The sequence below is a fragment of the Ruminiclostridium cellobioparum subsp. termitidis CT1112 genome, from assembly GCF_000350485.1.
In the GTDB taxonomy this organism is placed as follows: domain Bacteria; phylum Bacillota; class Clostridia; order Acetivibrionales; family DSM-1351; genus Ruminiclostridium; species Ruminiclostridium termitidis.
The window spans coordinates 101983-118652 of sequence record NZ_AORV01000021.1; the positions used below are offsets into that span (position 1 = coordinate 101983).

General features: G+C 40.8%; 13 protein-coding genes and 2 tRNA genes. 2 read left to right on the forward strand and 13 right to left on the reverse strand.

Features of this window, described 5'->3' with window-relative positions; genetic code table 11:
• Positions 1-672: 672 nt before the first annotated feature.
• From CTER_RS04960 to CTER_RS04990, 7 genes are all read right to left on the reverse strand, one after another.
• On the reverse strand, positions 673-2268 hold the full coding sequence (locus tag CTER_RS04960) for an L-lactate permease (RefSeq protein ID WP_004624300.1): 1596 nt from the start codon (positions 2266-2268) through the stop codon (positions 673-675).
• A 243-nt stretch (positions 2269-2511) separates the two neighbouring features.
• Entirely contained in the window at positions 2512-3480 is a 969-nt protein-coding gene (locus CTER_RS04965) for a hypothetical protein (protein ID WP_004624003.1), read from the reverse strand.
• Positions 3481-3858: 378 nt separating this feature from the next.
• Positions 3859-5490 carry an MBL fold metallo-hydrolase RNA specificity domain-containing protein gene (locus CTER_RS04970; RefSeq protein ID WP_004624187.1) on the reverse strand — a complete coding sequence of 544 codons (1632 nt, stop codon included), beginning with the start codon at positions 5488-5490 and terminating at the stop codon, positions 3859-3861.
• 40 nt (positions 5491-5530) lie between these two features.
• Positions 5531-6433, reverse strand: a complete 903-nt coding sequence (locus CTER_RS04975) for a DMT family transporter (protein WP_004624161.1) — start codon at positions 6431-6433, stop codon at positions 5531-5533.
• 14 nt (positions 6434-6447) lie between these two features.
• Positions 6448-7434 carry a M42 family metallopeptidase gene (locus tag CTER_RS04980; RefSeq protein WP_004624192.1) on the reverse strand — a complete coding sequence of 329 codons (987 nt, stop codon included), beginning with the start codon at positions 7432-7434 and terminating at the stop codon, positions 6448-6450.
• A gap of 142 nt (positions 7435-7576) precedes the next feature.
• Positions 7577-8611, reverse strand: a complete 1035-nt coding sequence (locus CTER_RS04985; protein ID WP_004624227.1) for a M42 family metallopeptidase — start codon at positions 8609-8611, stop codon at positions 7577-7579.
• Positions 8602-9651 (reverse strand): M42 family metallopeptidase, encoded by a 1050-nt coding sequence (locus tag CTER_RS04990; RefSeq protein ID WP_004624135.1) that lies wholly within the window; start codon positions 9649-9651, stop codon positions 8602-8604. Before CTER_RS04990 ends, CTER_RS04985 begins: the two co-directional genes overlap by 10 nt.
• Positions 9652-9866: 215 nt before the next feature.
• On the opposite strand from CTER_RS04990, the gene CTER_RS04995 reads away from it, so the two are divergent.
• Positions 9867-9943 (forward strand) — tRNA-Ile (locus CTER_RS04995).
• Positions 9944-10007: 64 nt separating this feature from the next.
• Positions 10008-10083 (forward strand) — tRNA-Phe (locus CTER_RS05000).
• 52 nt (positions 10084-10135) lie between these two features.
• On the opposite strand, the gene CTER_RS05005 is transcribed toward CTER_RS05000, so the two are convergent.
• The 6 genes from CTER_RS05005 to CTER_RS28205 all read right to left on the reverse strand — a co-directional run bounded on the left by CTER_RS05005 (position 10136) and on the right by CTER_RS28205 (position 16582).
• Complete coding sequence (locus CTER_RS05005) at positions 10136-11758, reverse strand: peptide ABC transporter substrate-binding protein (RefSeq protein ID WP_004624115.1); 1623 nt, start codon at positions 11756-11758, stop codon at positions 10136-10138.
• Positions 11759-11940: 182 nt separating this feature from the next.
• The gene (locus CTER_RS05010; RefSeq protein WP_004624000.1) at positions 11941-12924 is read right to left on the reverse strand and encodes an ABC transporter ATP-binding protein; all 984 of its coding nucleotides are present in this window, start codon (positions 12922-12924) and stop codon (positions 11941-11943) included.
• Positions 12917-13924 (reverse strand): ABC transporter ATP-binding protein, encoded by a 1008-nt coding sequence (locus tag CTER_RS05015; RefSeq protein ID WP_004624190.1) that lies wholly within the window; start codon positions 13922-13924, stop codon positions 12917-12919. Before CTER_RS05015 ends, CTER_RS05010 begins: the two co-directional genes overlap by 8 nt.
• Before the next feature lie 55 nt (positions 13925-13979).
• Positions 13980-14975, reverse strand: coding sequence for an ABC transporter permease (locus tag CTER_RS05020; RefSeq protein ID WP_004624240.1), 996 nt, complete (start codon positions 14973-14975; stop codon positions 13980-13982).
• Between the two features lie 17 nt (positions 14976-14992).
• Positions 14993-15916 (reverse strand): ABC transporter permease, encoded by a 924-nt coding sequence (locus CTER_RS05025; protein WP_004624033.1) that lies wholly within the window; start codon positions 15914-15916, stop codon positions 14993-14995.
• Positions 15917-16405: 489 nt separating this feature from the next.
• A complete protein-coding gene (locus CTER_RS28205) occupies positions 16406-16582 on the reverse strand; it encodes a membrane protein (protein ID WP_040760347.1) in 177 nt (58 codons plus the stop codon).
• Positions 16583-16670: the final 88 nt, after the last annotated feature.

A 16670-nucleotide genomic window follows, 5' to 3' on the forward strand; every position in this document is an offset into this window, starting at 1 on the left:
TACTTTGAATATTTCGCACGGCCATAAATTCACAGGTTAGTTTGGAAGACGAACGCAAGTGAAGTCTTTCAAGCTAACCTCCATGAGCCGGATAAGGCGTATGCATAAATTTACCTTTTACAAAACAATTCTATTATAACGTATTATTGGCAATAACCCAAACAGTTATTTTATTATTTGCCGAATAAATAATGCATCCTTTCTGCAACACAGGGCACAAGTATTGAAACTTGTGCCCTGTGTATTGTCCTGAATTAATTTAACTTGTTATACTAATTGAAATTGTGTTTTCCTTTATAGATAGATTTATTGAAATCAACTGGTAACGCGAGGACAACTTCATGAAATAGGATACACGGTTAAAAACAATTGCGATAAATTGCCGACGAAGGTAAAGCAGTTTTGACGGCAAAGCAACAGGACGCTGCTTTGAGCTTCAAATCGAGACAGGATGTCGAGTTTGAGCGACGGCAAAATCGCTTTACAATGAGGCGATACAATTTTCGTAATTGTTTTTGGTGCGTCCTATTTCATGAAGTTAGTACGGAAGTTACCAGTTGATACCGGTACTTCCATACTAGCTATCGCAATTTTTTTAACCGTGGGTGAACACGATAATATGTAATCATTGTTTTTAAGCTGTTCTGTATAACACGTTAATTATTTCATTGCTTAGATATTAACTCCTATTTGCAGAAGCATCATTGCATATACAGAGGTAACAAAGGTCAAAATCAGTGCAAAAACAAATGCAATTCTTATTACCTTGTTCTCTTCTCCCAGCTTGTCAATGGAGGCCGCCGCGTTCTGAAGTTTGGCAGGTGATATTACACTTGCGAGTCCTCCTCCGAATGCAAGGGCTGCAGTGGCGATAATAAGTCCGTTTAAACCCATATTCAGATTCTTTGCTGTCTCCATAGTGTAGTTTGCAAACATTGCGATTGTCGATGCCTCACTGCCCGTAATAAAACCTCCGAACAGTCCGATAAACCCTGTTATAAACCCGTAGGCACCGCTGAAGGCATTGGCCGAAACATCCGCAAGCACTTTTATCATACTTGCCGACTGATATTTCATTGTCTCCATACTCCAATTTGAATAGTTCATGATTTCTCCGATGGCAAAGAATATTGCCGCAGAGAAAACAGGTCTGGGTGCTCTTTTCCACCATACTTTGAAAGACTCTTTAACCTGTGAGGCCTTTGGTCTGATAAAGAGCATGGATATAACAACTGCCACCGCGATCCAGGTATAGGCGTTCCATACCGCCCTTGTGACAATTCCCTTGCCGTCCACGGCAATACCGTCTATCGGCAGTTTCAGGTTATATAAAAAGTCATATGCCGGCTTTGGAAGATTCAGTGCAAGAATAAGGCCGATCAATATAATCCACGGACTCAGTGCCTTCCAAAGCGGATATTGTTTTTCATAAGCCTTCTCTTCTTCTGTAAGATTGCTTCTGTCAATAATATTTTTTCCTGTAACCTTTAAATAGAGTGCCATTACAACGATTACTGCCAGACCGCAAAGAACACCGGTAAGGGTTACAAGATTGTCAACTTTGTTTGTAAAATAAGCTACCACCGCAATTACTCCGCCTGTGACTATGCAGGGCAGGAAACCCTTCTTGATTCCGTTCCATTTGTCAACGATGTAGAGCATGCAGAAACCGATCAGTGTTGAAACGACAGGCAGGAACATGTAGAAAATACTGCCGGCCTGGGAAGGCGTTATCTCATTGCCGGGGCCTAAAAACCTGTTGGCAAAATCTACGAAGGCCACCACCGGTGCACCCAGCAGAGCATATGTACAGAGAGCGTCATAACCGATTGAAGGAAGTGCTATTGCAACATAGGTAGAGTATCCCATTGCAATGAGTATGGGCGGCAAAAGTGAAACAGGAGTGGCACCGACCGCAACCATAAGCGTTCCGAATCCAATATTTATCATCATGATCTGAACTGCTTTATTATGGCTTGAGATGGTTTTAATAAAAATAATTATTCTCTTCAGCGCACCCGTTTTTTCCATATAAGCCATCATAAAAAGTGATGTCAAAACTATCAGTGAAACGGGGAACGATCTGATAATACCGGAAATTGTCGATCTCAATATTACTTCCAAAGAGGTGTTGAAAAACAGAAATGCTACTGCCGAAACACACAGCCAGCCGACAATACCGCTGATATCAGCCGACTTTTTAAAAATGACAAGCATACAGACTATTACCAAAATCGGCAATAGCGTTAATAAAAATGACCCTACCATTCTATCCGTCCTCCATAAGATTAAATTAGATAAACCGTCCTACTGTAAATCAATGCTGTCGAATTATGATTGATTTACAAATATTCTACAGAAAATATTTTATTACATATTTACATAAAAATAAAGTGTAATTTAATATGCATTACACTTTATTTAAAAAAATTACTTTATTTAATTATAATAACAACTTTGCCCTATATACATTAAGCCATTGCCCTTATAGACTTGATTTCCGGGCTCTTTCTATTGCAACTGATAATATTGCTTGAACAGCTCATAATATCTGTAAGTTTCAACAGCGTAGGTTTCCTTTGTTTTTATTGGGCCGATATCAACCGATATTTTTGAAAGATTATAATTTTCAAGTATGGTCTTCAGCTGTTCCTCATCCAGCTTATTAAGGTCTATTTCAGGATCTCCCGTTAATTTAATGGCTCTGGCTTTCAACTGTACGGCACAGAAATAAACCGCATGCTTGGGATTCTGCAGCATTGTTTTTATCTGTTCATCGGATTCACTTGTTATCAGTGATTTTTCACCGTGTACAATTTGCTCATTGTATCTTACATTTTCAATGCCTATCTGGCATATCCCCATGGACTTTCCTCCAATAACAGGCAGTCCGTCAAGCAGATCCTCCTGACCCAAAAACATCATTTCCCTGAATAAAACTGATGCCAGCAGCGCTTTGGGCACCTTCTGCGCGGCTGATATCCTGCTGATGGAATTATCCAGCTCCTTCAGGGCATTCATCGTATAATCAAAACTGAAAACATAATAGAGCTCAAAATTTTTATCCCTGTAAGAATCTTGATTTATCTGGTTTTCCAGTTCCCCATACAGGGAATTGATTTTAGACAGATTCTGCAGCAGTTCGGATATGGATTTATTTGAACCGTTTTTTTCACTTTGCTCCAGCAGCATATAATTCTGATAATTGTTTGCATTTACAATTTTTTGCCCCAGGACACTGCTGTAGTTTCCCAGAATATTATCGCCGGCAGATTTATCACTATATTCCGAATATTTGTCACCTGACTGATTGCTCTGGCCATATACATATTTCATTTCTTTTTCTTTTAAATTTTCAACTTGCCTGTTTATGTATCCGGTTATATTAAAAGTATTATTCGCAGAGTAAAGCAGCGTGCTGCACATCATTAATGTAATTAAAGAAAAAGTTGCTTTTTTCCTTAATTTCAAGATATTCATATTTAGTCCCCCAAAAGTATTGCAACCCTCAATTTATTCATTCCGATAAGTTGCTTTTATATTTTCTGTCAATTGCTTATTAGATCTTTTGGTACTTTAACATCCTTATAAGTTATACAAAGTTTCAAAAAAAATGTCAATTATTCAATTTCTTCAAAATCACTAATATGTATTAAATGCTATTAATTATACGACTATACTTCATGTTTTGTATGAAATGGTGTGATTTCCTTCCATCTGGTCCATATTCCTCAAATCCTTCATTATCAAGCCTTTGAAAGGCAAAAATATAGACAAAAAGCAACGAGGATTCTCATTGCTTTTTGTCTATATTTAATAAACTTTGCAATATCATAAAATAATAAATTTCAATTTTTTCTATTTTATAGCTTCCAAAATTGATTTTTCCACCAGCTTCAGCTTGGCTGCAACTTCATCAATCTCAACATCCGATCTTTCCTGTTTGAGATCTCCCTTGAGAATCTCAGCCAGTTCCTCAAATTCCTCCCGCAGGGTATCCAGCATCTCAACCACGGCCAGCCTTCTGAATCTCTTCCTGACATCAGCATTCGGAATACTTTCATATACATTTTCCGTACTTATCACATAGCTGTCACCTCTTGCCGGAATAATACATTTCAGTCCGAACTCATCAGTTATGCTCTGTGCAAATTCATTCATTACCTCAAGTTCACCGTGAACAATGAATACCTGCTTGGGCTTTTTGCCAATGCTGCCTATCCACGACAGAAGCCCCGCTTTGTCGGCGTGTCCGGAAAATCCGTCAATGGCTTCTATCCTTGCATTTACAGAAATCTCCTCACCAAATAGTTTCACCATGGACGCCCCATCCAGAAGTCTCCTTCCCAAGGTACCCTCCGCCTGGTAACCAACAAAGAGAATAGTGGATTCCTTCCTCCACAGGTTGTGCTTGAGGTGATGTTTGATTCTGCCCGCTTCACACATACCGCTTGCAGATATGATTATGGTACTTTCAGTATTCTCATTAAGCTTTTTGGATTCTTCAGGAGACTGCGTAAACTTAAGTGCCGGGAAATCCAGCGGATTATCCCCGTTTGCAATATATTGCTTTGCCTCTTCATCAAAGCAGTCAAGATTCTCTCTGAATATCTGGGTCGCCGACGTAGCAAGAGGGCTGTCGACATATACTGGAATGTTTAAAATCCTGTTGACCGCATCCCCAAAAACATCCATGTATTTGTTAAGATCATAAATTATTTCCTGGGTCCTTCCCACTGCAAAGGATGGTATTATAACATTTCCTCCTTTGGCAATAGTCTCGGTAATTATATTGATAAGCCTTTCCAGTCTGTCCTTATCCTTTTTCAGCGTATGAAGCCTGTTACCGTAAGTTGATTCCACCACGAGATAATCGGCCTCGGCAATCACTGCCGGGTCCCTTAATAATGGAATTCCCTTGTTGCCGAGATCGCCGCTGAATACTATCTTGGTATCCTTTCCGTTTTCCCTGATCCAAATTTCGATTATTGCAGAGCCCAGAATATGCCCCGCATCATTAAATCTGACACGGATACCGTCTGCTATACCGATTGCCTCTCCGTAGGGCACACCCTTAAACAAGCTCAGGCAGTCGGTGGCCTCCTTTACGGTATATAGAGGTTCAACAGGTGATTTGCCCGCTCTTTGCCTTTTCCTGTTGAGCCATTCATTTTCCATCTCCTGTATGTGACCGCTGTCAGGAAGCATTATTCCACACAGTTGAACCGTTGGTTTTGTAGCATAGATCGTACCTTTGAAACCATCCATGAAAAGCTTTGGAATTCTTCCGCTGTGATCTATATGAGCGTGTGTGAGCAGCATAAAATCCAATTCTCCCGGATTGAACGGGAAAGGTTCGGCATTTAAAAGCACCTCATTGGCCCTGCCCTGAAACATGCCGCAGTCCACAAGGAATTTTTTATCACCTGTCTCTATTAAATAACAAGAACCTGTTACTGTTTTAGCTGCTCCGAGAAATGTAATATTCATAACAGCACCCCTTTTCATAGTATATTCATTGATATAATTTCTATGACAGTCCTGCAAATTCCTGCTTTTTTAAAGCAGTTTCCCGTTTCTTCGACAAAAAATATGTATAAATGCATCTCAAGGTAATAATAATCAGTACAATGCTTCCACCTATGAGTGAATAAATACCGGGCACCTCATGAACCACAAGAGCTACCCATATGGGATTTAAAATGGGTTCTATAACCGGAATCAGCACTGCTTCAAGAGCAGAAACATTTTTAATTGCAACTGAGAATAAAACATATGAGAAGCCCAGCTGAAAAATACCAAGAAGTCCTATTCCCATCACACTTTTTGCATCCGGTAGGGATTGGAACATAAAAGGCAGGCCTATAACAGCAGTCATTATATTTCCCCAGAAAATTCTGTCCAGGGGTGAATCATCCTTTTGAAGCCTTAAAAGCAGGGCGACAAAAGCAAAAAATACTCCGCTGCTTATTGCGATGAGATTCCCAATCATTCCTCCCGAACTTAACTTATCAATAAAGAAAAGTATCATTCCCCCAAATACCACAGCTATCGTAATGACATCATACCATCTTACCTTCTCTTTTAGAAAAATTGCTCCGAATATTGCCACATATATGGGGGCGGTATATTGGAGGATTATGGCATTGGCCGCAGTCGTAAGCTTTGTAGCCGCAACAAATGTAATTACGGTGGCGGCATATACAAACGCTGTCGCGAATTTTAAAAAGTTAAACTTGAAATCAGGCTTTTTTATAAAAAATAAAATCAAAAGGGCAGCGATTAGACTGCGGGCTCCCGCAATGGCTATGGGATTCCAGTTCACAAGCTTTATGAGCAGCCCTCCCAGACTCCAGAGAACTGCTGTCAGTGCAAGAAAAAACAACGCCAAACTTCTCTTTGGCGTTATGTCATTTATATTTAACTTAAACATTTAACCGTATCCCATCATTTATAGTTTTTTATAAAGAGCGAAGTGAGTTTTACACAGTTTTCCAGATCCTCAAGGCTGACCATTTCGGCAGGAGAATGCACATACCTGCACGGAATGGAAATTCCTCCGCAGGGGACTCCCATACCTGTTGTCTGTATGGCGCCGGGATCACTGCCGCCTCTGTCCAAAAGCTCCAGTGTATATGGAATTCCATTTTCAACCGCCAAATTTTCAAGCTCCCTCCGGATTGCCGGATGGGCAAGATAGGAACTGTCCTTTACCTTTATGGCAGGTCCGCCTCCAAGCTTTACTTCCCGCTTGTCACATTCGGGGGTATCACCTGTTATTGTCACGTCCAGGGCGATGGCACAGTCGGGCATTATTCCGAATGCGGCCGTTTTTGCTCCTCTGAGCCCCACCTCCTCCTGGGTTGTAAAAACAAAGTAAATTTCGTTATCGGTTTTGGGCAGTGATTTTATTAGTTCTATAAGTACGGCACAGCCGCTTCTGTCGTCCATGGCCTTTGAGATGGCACAGTTTCCCTGAACGGTGAAATCTCCTACAAAGTTGGCCGTATCACCTATTCTGACCAGTTTTTCGGTCTCTTCCCTGCTTCTGCACCCTATGTCGATATACATTTTCGCCAGCTTAAGACCTCTGATATCCTCAAGTTTTTCCTCCTTGCTTACGGTTCCGGTGGTTCCGTTCCTGAACCGGACTCTCTGTCCCAGCGCGGTCAGCTGTGACACCCCGCCTACATTGGAAAATCTGATAAAGCCATTGTCATCAATGAAAGTTGCAATAACACCTATCTCGTCCATATGTGCCGCAAGCATGATTTTCTTCTTCTTACCCCTTTTAACGGCTATCAGATTGCCCATGGCATCAACTCTTATCTCATCTACATGTTTTTTTATCTCATTTGTTATGGTTTCTCTTATTTCATCCTCATTGCCTGAAACTCCAAATACCTGGGTTACCAATTTTAATGTTTCCTGCATAATAGTCCTCCAAACTAAAGTTTTATATCTGCTTGAGCCATTATCTCAGCTCGAATACACTGTCACTGCATATTAATAATTCTGATCACAGTCTGCTGCTTCCTTGACTGCTGCTCTATCCTTGACTATTGCTGTTTTCTTTCTACTGCTGCCTTAAAAATTCCTTGTCTTTGCTGATTTGATACAGAGCAGCAATGGTAAGGCGTTCAACTGCCTCATAATCCCTTATATCCATTACCGATACGGGAGAATGTATATATCTGCAGGGTACCGAGATGGATGCGGTTTTGACACCCGTACCCGTTCTCTGAATCTGTCCCGCATCATTTCCTCCCGTAGTAGTCTGTTTGTATTGAACTTTTATGTTGTTTTGAACTGCCACCTCGTACAGGTATTGAACCAACTCCCTGTCGCAGTAGCAGGTCCTGTCCATTATGGTCAGAGCCGCACCGTTTCCAAGTATGGTTGAATAGTCATGCTTCTCCACATCGGGTACATCAGCGCAGGTAGTACCTTCAATAACCAATGCCACATCTGGCATTACATTGTATGCGGCAACCTGTGCACCTCTGAGTCCCACTTCTTCCTGGACCGTAAAGCAGGCGTAGAGATCAAAGTCGTAGCTGTGCTTGAGCGCCTCAATCAGCACTGCACAGCCCACCCTGTCGTCAAGAGCTTTTGCTTTTATGCAATCCGGGCCAAGCTGTATGAAATCGCTGTCAAAAGCAATAAATTCACCCAGTGGAGCAAGCTTTTCAGCCTCGTCCTTTGAGTCGGCGCCGATATCAATATATAAATTTTTAATCTTGGATATTTTTTGTCTCTCTTCCCGCTCCTGCTGGTGTATCGGCTTTATCCCTATAACTCCGCCCAGTTTCTTTTTTCCGATTACAACTTTTTTCCCCGGAAGGATTCTGTCATCTATGCCTCCAACCGCTTTAAACTTTATAAAGCCTTTTTCGGTATGTCCCGATACAATGAAACCAACCTCATCCATATGTGCCGACAGCATGACCTTTAACTTGCTGCTGCCGCCTTTTTTAAAGGTTATGATATTACCGATGGAGTCCACCATGTAGGAATCACACAGGTTTTGTATTTTGTCAATGATAAATTCCCTTACCTCATTTTCATTGCCCGATACACCGTTCAAATCCGTCAACTCTTTTATAAGCATAGTAATTCCCCCAACTGTTCACTGCTTAATTTAGCAAATTCCGAAACCATTCTGGCTGTATATTTTATATCCTCCAGATTTACCGTTTCAATAGCCGTATGCATATATCTTATGGGTATTGAAAGCAGAGCCGTAGGTATTCCTGCAGCACTGACCTGTGTTGCCCATGCCTCTGTTCCCGTATCCCCGGCTTCGACCATTTTTTGAAACGGAATACCGTTTTCCTTCCCCAGTTCAAAGATTTTTGATACCAGCCTGGGCTGTAAATTCGGTCCTATGGATATCTCCGGTCCCTTTCCCGGCGTTGAAGACACATCCTTCGGCAGATCCGGAATATCTCCGTGACAGGTATCTATGACTATTGCGGCATCTGGCCGAAGTGCATATGATGCCGTCATAACTCCCGTCAGATAGGTTTCCTCCTGTGTGGAGGCTACGAATATCAAATCATTTTCATGATTGACATCCTTGAGCAGCCTGAGTATTTCAAGCATGCAGGCAATGCTGGCCCTGTTGTCCATGGCCTTTCCACTGACCTTTTGATCGTTCATTTTTATAAATTTTGATCTTAATGACACAGTATCTCCAACCGATACATATTTTTTCAGTTCATCCCCGCACAAACCCGTATCTATCCTGATATCGCGCAGTTTTACAGCTTTGCCCACATCTTCGGCCTTCAGCAGATGCGGAGGCGTAGCTCCAATAATTCCGACAACATCCTGTCTTCCGTGGATTATTACCTCCTGGGCCAATAGTATCTTGCTGTCTATTCCGCCCACATTTGTAATCCCCACAAAGCCTTTATCGTCCACGGAATTAACCAGAAAACCGATCTCGTCTATGTGTGCGGTTATCATCAGTCTCTTTGCGGCTTTGTTATATCCCTTTTTCAAACAAATCACATTAAAAAACTTATCCACCCGAACCTGATCACACCAGTCAGAAAACAGGACAGAGCATTTTTCAGCCGCATCCTTCTCATAACCCGGTACAGCAACAAGCTGTGATAAGTACTCCAAATTTTGAATTATACCCATGAGTCAAATTCCCAACCTTTTTTTCTTTATTCTTTTCAATAATTCAATTTTATCAAATAAATTAAGACTTTCCTAGCAAAGTTTGCTATTTTTGAATGAATCTATTGTTTAACTCTTTATGCAATGTGGTTAAATGTGGTTATTGGTAAAATAATTATAAGTTTACTATTGACTTAATTCCATTTTTTTATTATACTAAAACTCGTCCTTTTCGAGGGCCTTTAGCTCAGTTGGTTAGAGCAACCGGCTCATAACCGGTTGGTCCGGGGTTCGAATCCCTGAAGGCCCACCACAACCTTAATCATTAATTAGTTTTTTTAAAGGCATTTCTTTGCTCCCGCGAAGATAAGAATTGCGCCCAGATAGCTCAGTCGGTAGAGCAGGGGACTGAAAATCCCCGTGTCGCTGGTTCGATTCCGGCTCTGGGCACCAAAAAAACCTGTAATCACCGGTATACCAGTGACTACAGGTTTTTTTAATCAAATTATTTAAAGGATGCCCAGTTAAAAATTACCCATCCAAGTTTTGTATTAACTACCCCCTGTAAATCCTTGGATACAACAACAGGTTGTGTATAGAAAAATAACGGAGCTATTGGAGAATCCTCCATAAAGATTTTTTCTGCATCATGGAATATCTGAATACGTTTTGTAGCATCTGTTTCTTTTCTTGCTGCCGAAATCAATTCATCGTATTTTGGATTGCTGTACTTGGCGTTATTCTGTCCGTTTCCAGTTGTAAATATATCCATAAAGGTTGAGGGGTCCAAATAATCCCCTAACCAACCGTTTCTATTTATGCTGTAAACACCATCTTTTCTTGACTGTTGGAATACATTCCATTCCTGGGCCAGAATTTCAACTTCAACACCTAGATTTTCCTTCCACATCTGCTGTATAGCTTCAGCAACAGGCTCATGTCCTGCACCGGTATTCAAACCGTATGTAATTTTGGGCAACCCTTTTCCGTCTGGATAGCCTGCCTCAGCAAGAAGTTTCCTGGCCTCGGCAATATTCTTCTGGTAATCTTCCTGTTTTGCGGAGATTAACTCTCCTGCAGTTGTACGGAAGTCAGGCTCCTGCTTAACATCAGCAATACCATATGGTACGAAGCCTGATGCCGGAGTTTCTCCGCCTTTTCGAACCTTTTCAACCAGATAATTACGGTCTATAGCCAATGAGAAGGCCTTTCTTACTTTTGGATTATCAAAGGGAGGCTTGTTGTTTACAAGATCGATATAGTAGTTTCCGAGTAATGGAAATATTATCAAATTACCGGCTTCTTTTTCAGCTGCAAATTCGTCGGTGGGGATGTTCTTTGCATAAACAACCTGACCATTTTTAAACGCGCTCAAAATAGCATTCTGATCATTCATCAGATACCACTCGATCTTTGGTGCTACAATAGAGTCTTTACCCCAGTAAGTATCACTTTTTTCAAAGGTAATCTTTGAATCATGCTCCCAGCTTGTGAGTTTGTAGGGACCGTTTCCTATATAGGTCTTTGGATCAAGTGCCCATTTGGATGCATCCTTTGACACGATATCTTCCCTCTGAGGCACCAAAACAGGGAATGCAACTATCTCAGTGAAGAACGGGCATGGATTTTCAAGAGTTACTTCAAGAGTTTTATCATTAATAGCCTTTACGCCCAATGTATTAATATCAGCTTCACCTGAATTGATTTTTTCGCCATTCTTGATGAAGTAGATGTAGTATGCATAGTCAGCAGCTGTTTCCTTGTCAACCGTCCTTTTCCATGAGTAAATAAAATCATTTGAAGTTAAATCTTTGCCGTCAGACCATTTTGCATCCTTACGAATGTGGAATGTCCAAACGAGACCGTCGGAACTGATTTCCCATTTTTCAGCGGCACCGGGTACGATTGTTCCGTCTTTACCGATAGTGGCTAAACCTTCAAATCCGCATAAAATGTAATTTCCTCCGTCAACTGAATTATTGAGGGACGGATCCAGTGTTTTTGGCTCGGAAGCTATAGTTGCGCTGATAGCCTTTCCGGAACTTGTGGAGTTTGAAGAACTTCCACAGCCTGCAAATACTGCTACCAATACAGTAAGAGCAAGAATAAGAACTAGTGTTCTTTTCATTGTTATACCCCCTATTATTTAGATTTTAGTTAAAAAATATCTATAAATTAAATCCAATATTACAAATTTTGAGATTTCAACAGTATAAAATAATTTATACCTTTTATATTTTTAACTGAATGTCGACCTCATTAAGTTAAAATGAACCTGTAACATCTTGTAATATGGAAAACTTATACCAATCAGATTTTACCGGTAAAGTGGCAAGCTACATAGTGACCATTACCCTGGTCTTTAAATTCAGGTATCTGCTGTGAGCACAGATCCTTCGCAAAAGGACATCTTGTCCTGAATTTGCAGCCTGAAGGAGGATTTACGGGTGATGGTATTTCACCCTTCAGGATGATTCTGTTCCTCTTTTTTGCCATTTCGGGATCTGGCTCCGGAATTGCTGTAAGCAGTGCCTGAGTATACGGATGCAGAGGATTTTTATAAAGTTCCTCCGATTCGACCAACTCAACGAAATGCCCCAAATACATAACCCCGACCCTGTCACAGGTATGTCTGACAACACCGAGATCATGGGAGATGAACAGATACGTGAGGTTCAATCTTTCCTGCATCTCCTCAAGTGTATTTATAATCTGTGCTCTGATAGATACATCAAGCGCAGAAACAGGTTCGTCACAAACAATGAATTCAGGCTCCACCGCTATGGCGCGGGCTATACCGATTCTTTGACGCTGGCCGCCTGAAAATTCATGCGGATAACGTGAAGAGTGTTCCGTATTGAGACCGACAAGCTTTAGGAGGTCTCTTATTTTGTCTTCCCTGTCCTTTTTTGAAGAGGCAAGTTTGTGAATATCCAAAGCCTCACCAACAATGTCGGAGACAGTCATACGCGGGTCAAGTGATGCATATGGATCCTGGAAAATATATTGCATCTTCTTTCTGTAAGGCAATAGTTTATCCTTTCGGAGTTTTGTTATATCGACTCCGGAAAATTTAATCCGGCCATCAGTAAGATCATAGATTCGCAGGATTGAACGTCCGAGAGTTGTCTTTCCCGAACCGGATTCACCCACAAGACCAAGAGTCTCGCCTCTATATATATTAAATGTAACGTCATCAACAGCTTTAACAGACGCTTTTTCTCCCAGGTTATTTCTTATGTGAAAATATTGTTTAAGATTATTGACTTCTAATAGAACTTCTGAATTAACCATTATTTTTTACCTCCCCGCTGTTATTTGCCCTCTCGTCATAAAGCCAGCAGGCGGTTCTATGTCCATCTTCTGTGGCATATTCAGCCGGCATGTGGTTGATACAGACTTTAAGACAACTCTCGCATCTTGGCGCGAATGCACAACCTTTGGGAAGATTCAGAAGATCAATAGGATTTCCCTTTATGGGAATAAGCTTTTCACCCCTTTTTTTCAAGTCGGGCAGGGAGCGTATCAACCCCTTTGTGTATGGGTGGCGGGAATTATGGAAAATGCTGTATACAGAACCCTGTTCAACAATTCTTCCTCCGTACATGACAATAACGTCATCAGCCATATCAGCAACTATTCCGAGATCATGTGTTATAAGGACAATGGCCATACCGGTTTTTTTCTGAATATCCTTAAGCAGTTCAAGTATCTGTGCCTGAATGGTAACATCAAGGGCAGTTGTGGGCTCGTCGGCAATCAGAAGTTTGGGAGCTCCTGCAAGTGCCATGGCTATCATTGCCCTTTGGCGCATTCCGCCTGAAAATTCATGCGGATACTGAGACAAACGTTTTTCGGGTACATTTATACCAACCAGGGTTAACAATTCAATTGATCTTTTCCTGACTTCTTCTTTTGAGATTTTCCCGTACTTGTGACGCAGGGATTCCGCTAACTGGTTTCCTACAGTAAATACAGGATTCAGACAGGTCATTGGGTCCTGGAAGATCATTGCTACTTCATTACCGGAAAAATTCAGTCTTTCAGACCTATTCATGGCTGAAACATCTTTTCCGTTAAAAGTAATGCTGCCCCATACAATTTTTCCGGGCTTATCTATAAGACCCATTATGGAGTAAGAGGAAACACTTTTCCCTGAGCCCGATTCACCTACAATACCCAGAACTTTTCCGGGTTCAAGGGTATAACTTATGCCATTAACCGCCTTAACCTCACCGGCCGGCGTAAAAAACGAAACTTTCAAATCATTTATTTTAAGTAATTCTTTAACCATATTAACCTCCATGAGCCATATCGCGGCTACAAAACAGTTATATAATTTGTTCAAGCTATTTCTTCATTCTTGGATCGAGTGCATCTCTTAAGCCATCTCCGAAAAGATTCATGGACAGTATTATGACACTGATGGTTGCAGCAGGGAAAATAAGCATGTAGGGATATGAATATATTCCCTTCAGCGCTGCCTGTGACAAGGAACCCAGCGAAGCCATGGGAATGGAAACACCAAGACCTATAAAACTCAAAAATGACTCAACGAATATTGCTTCGGGGATTTTCAAAGTTGCAACAACAATTATCTGACCTATACAGTTAGGTATCAGATGTTTTGAGATAATATCCCTGCTGCTGGCACCAAGGACCTTGGCGGCCAGCACGTATTCCTGTTCTTTCAATGCCAGAATTTGTCCGCGGACTATCCTCGCCATATCGACCCAATACAGCAAAGCCAGAACAAAAAATATACTTATCAGGCCGACTCCCAATCCTTTTAAAAACGCCGGCGAATTGGCAGATGACAGATATTTGTCAATCGGATCCTTGAGAACTACCTGCAGAAGAATAACGATCAGTACTGTAGGAACTGAATAAACTATATCAACTATTCTCATCATCACAATGTCGGCCCAGCCTCCAAGGAAGCCTGAAACAGCACCGTACAGGATTCCGATGATGGAGATCATTATAGCAGCTACCACACCTACTGCTATTGAAATCCTGGCACCTATCATCGTTCTTGTAAACAAATCTCTGCCCAGACTGTCTGTACCGAAAATATGCTGAACATTTGGAGATAAATTCTCACTGCCCTTTATAATCTGATCATATTTATACGGAGAGAGCATCGGCCCTATTACTGCAGCCAGCAGCACCAGCAATATAACAACCAGTGCCCCGATTGCAACCTTATTTGCTCGAAGTCTCCTCCAGGCATCTTTCCAATACCCTACTGAAGGGCGCATAATTTCAACTGTTGCCTTTTCACTTTCAGTGGCAGGCATAAACAATTTATTTTCTAAAACTGCTGTATTATCCATTTCTCTCATTTATTATCCACCTGCCCCTATTTTGTTATATTGATCCTCGGATCGACAAATCTGTATAATATGTCTACCAGGAAGTTCATAAAAATCAGTAATGTGCCAAGGAAAATTGTTACACCCATGACGGTGGGATAATCTTTTGCTGTAATACTGGTTACAAAAGAGCTTCCCAATCCAGGGATAGAGAATATTGATTCTATTACGAATGAACCTGTCAAAACACCTGCAACCATTGGGCCTGCATATGTGACTACGGGGAGGATTCCATTTCTCAAGCCATGCTTAAAGATTACCACTCTTTCGGAAAGTCCTTTAGCTCTGGCGGTTCTTATGTAGTCCTGGTTAATAACATCCAGCATGGAGGAGCGCATCAGCCTTGTAATAAAACTCAACGGGAAAAAGGATAGTGCAAAGCCCGGTAAGATGTAGCTGGACAAGGTATCAAGATTACTTACGGTGGGAAACATATGAAGCTTTACTCCGAATAAAACCATGCTTACAGTAGCTACCACAAAGCTCGGAACTGCAATGCCTATTGTCACCACCAACATTATTACTCTGTCGGCACTGGTATTCTTTTTCAGTGCGCTGATAGTACCAAGAATGGTACCTATCACAATGGCGATTGCACTGGCAAAAAGGCCAAGTTTAAGAGAATACGGAAACTTTCTAGATATAATTTCTCCTACATTCTGTCCGCTTAGTTTGATTGATTCACCAAAATCGCCTTTTAGAATATTTTGGGCGTACTTTTCATACTGTACCAAAATAGGCTTGTCCAAACCGTATTTTGCTTCCAGATTTGCAAATATTTCAGGCGTTATTTTGTTGTCACCCAAAAATGGACTGCCTGGCGTTAAATGCATGAGGAAAAATGTTAAAGTAAACATTACCCATAATGTCAGCAGTGATACCAACAACCGTTTTAAAACATATTTAAGCATATGACCTCCTGGCTGCGACCCTATTAACGCAGCATAATAAAATGACTTATATTTCCCGGTATATTTTCCGGTTAAATTCCTAAAATAAATTAATTCTCTCTCTTTAAGTATCACTTTAAATTATTAAATTATTAAAATATAAAAAATCAACAGCATCAAAAAGATTAATGTGCTTTTATAGTACGGTCTCTCATGCTGCTCTGCTTGACTGCCATGGATTTCATGATCCAGCTGGCGCCTCATACCACTTATCGTCAAATAATTTAATTTTATACTTCTAATACATAATATTCCAATAATATTTGTAATATTTTATCATATGGTACTTTATTTATCAATAAGCAAGGTACAAATGTTAATAGTATTAATTAAAAACTTCATCGCCGGTTAGATTCCGGCTTTGGGCACAAAAAAAAGAAATATGATGATTCATATTTCTTTTTTTGAACTGTATGACAACTGTTCCCTTTTACATATGACCAATAAAAATCATTCCTTCAGCCAGAACTTTACAAGAAACCATATCAAAAAAGTAAACACTGCTATGACGATCAGTATGAACGGCAGCAGTATCTGGACTATTGAGAGCATTAATGCAAGTACATCTTTAAATGTGAGCATGTTCTCCTCTGTTGTCCTATCTTCCTCTTTCCTACTTTTGAACAAGTTTTTTCTCCTTTAATAACTGTATCCGTTCGAAAGCTTCCCTATAAGCTTTCGAACGGGCAGAATAATTTTTATCAAAACAGTTGAT

Bases quoted from the DNA above. Each gene is read 5' to 3' on its own strand.
- CTER_RS04960 (WP_004624300.1), bottom strand. From the start codon at position 2,268: ATGGTAGGGTCATTTTTATTAACGCTATTGCCGATTTTGGTAATAGTC.
- CTER_RS04965 (WP_004624003.1), bottom strand. From the start codon at position 3,480: ATGAATATCTTGAAATTAAGGAAAAAAGCAACTTTTTCTTTAATTACA.
- CTER_RS04970 (WP_004624187.1), bottom strand. From the start codon at position 5,490: ATGAATATTACATTTCTCGGAGCAGCTAAAACAGTAACAGGTTCTTGT.
- CTER_RS04975 (WP_004624161.1), bottom strand. From the start codon at position 6,433: ATGTTTAAGTTAAATATAAATGACATAACGCCAAAGAGAAGTTTGGCG.
- CTER_RS04980 (WP_004624192.1), bottom strand. From the start codon at position 7,434: ATGCAGGAAACATTAAAATTGGTAACCCAGGTATTTGGAGTTTCAGGC.
- CTER_RS04985 (WP_004624227.1), bottom strand. From the start codon at position 8,611: ATGCTTATAAAAGAGTTGACGGATTTGAACGGTGTATCGGGCAATGAA.
- CTER_RS04990 (WP_004624135.1), bottom strand. From the start codon at position 9,651: ATGGGTATAATTCAAAATTTGGAGTACTTATCACAGCTTGTTGCTGTA.
- CTER_RS05005 (WP_004624115.1), bottom strand. From the start codon at position 11,758: ATGAAAAGAACACTAGTTCTTATTCTTGCTCTTACTGTATTGGTAGCA.
- CTER_RS05010 (WP_004624000.1), bottom strand. From the start codon at position 12,924: ATGGTTAATTCAGAAGTTCTATTAGAAGTCAATAATCTTAAACAATAT.
- CTER_RS05015 (WP_004624190.1), bottom strand. From the start codon at position 13,924: ATGGTTAAAGAATTACTTAAAATAAATGATTTGAAAGTTTCGTTTTTT.
- CTER_RS05020 (WP_004624240.1), bottom strand. From the start codon at position 14,975: ATGAGAGAAATGGATAATACAGCAGTTTTAGAAAATAAATTGTTTATG.
- CTER_RS05025 (WP_004624033.1), bottom strand. From the start codon at position 15,916: ATGCTTAAATATGTTTTAAAACGGTTGTTGGTATCACTGCTGACATTA.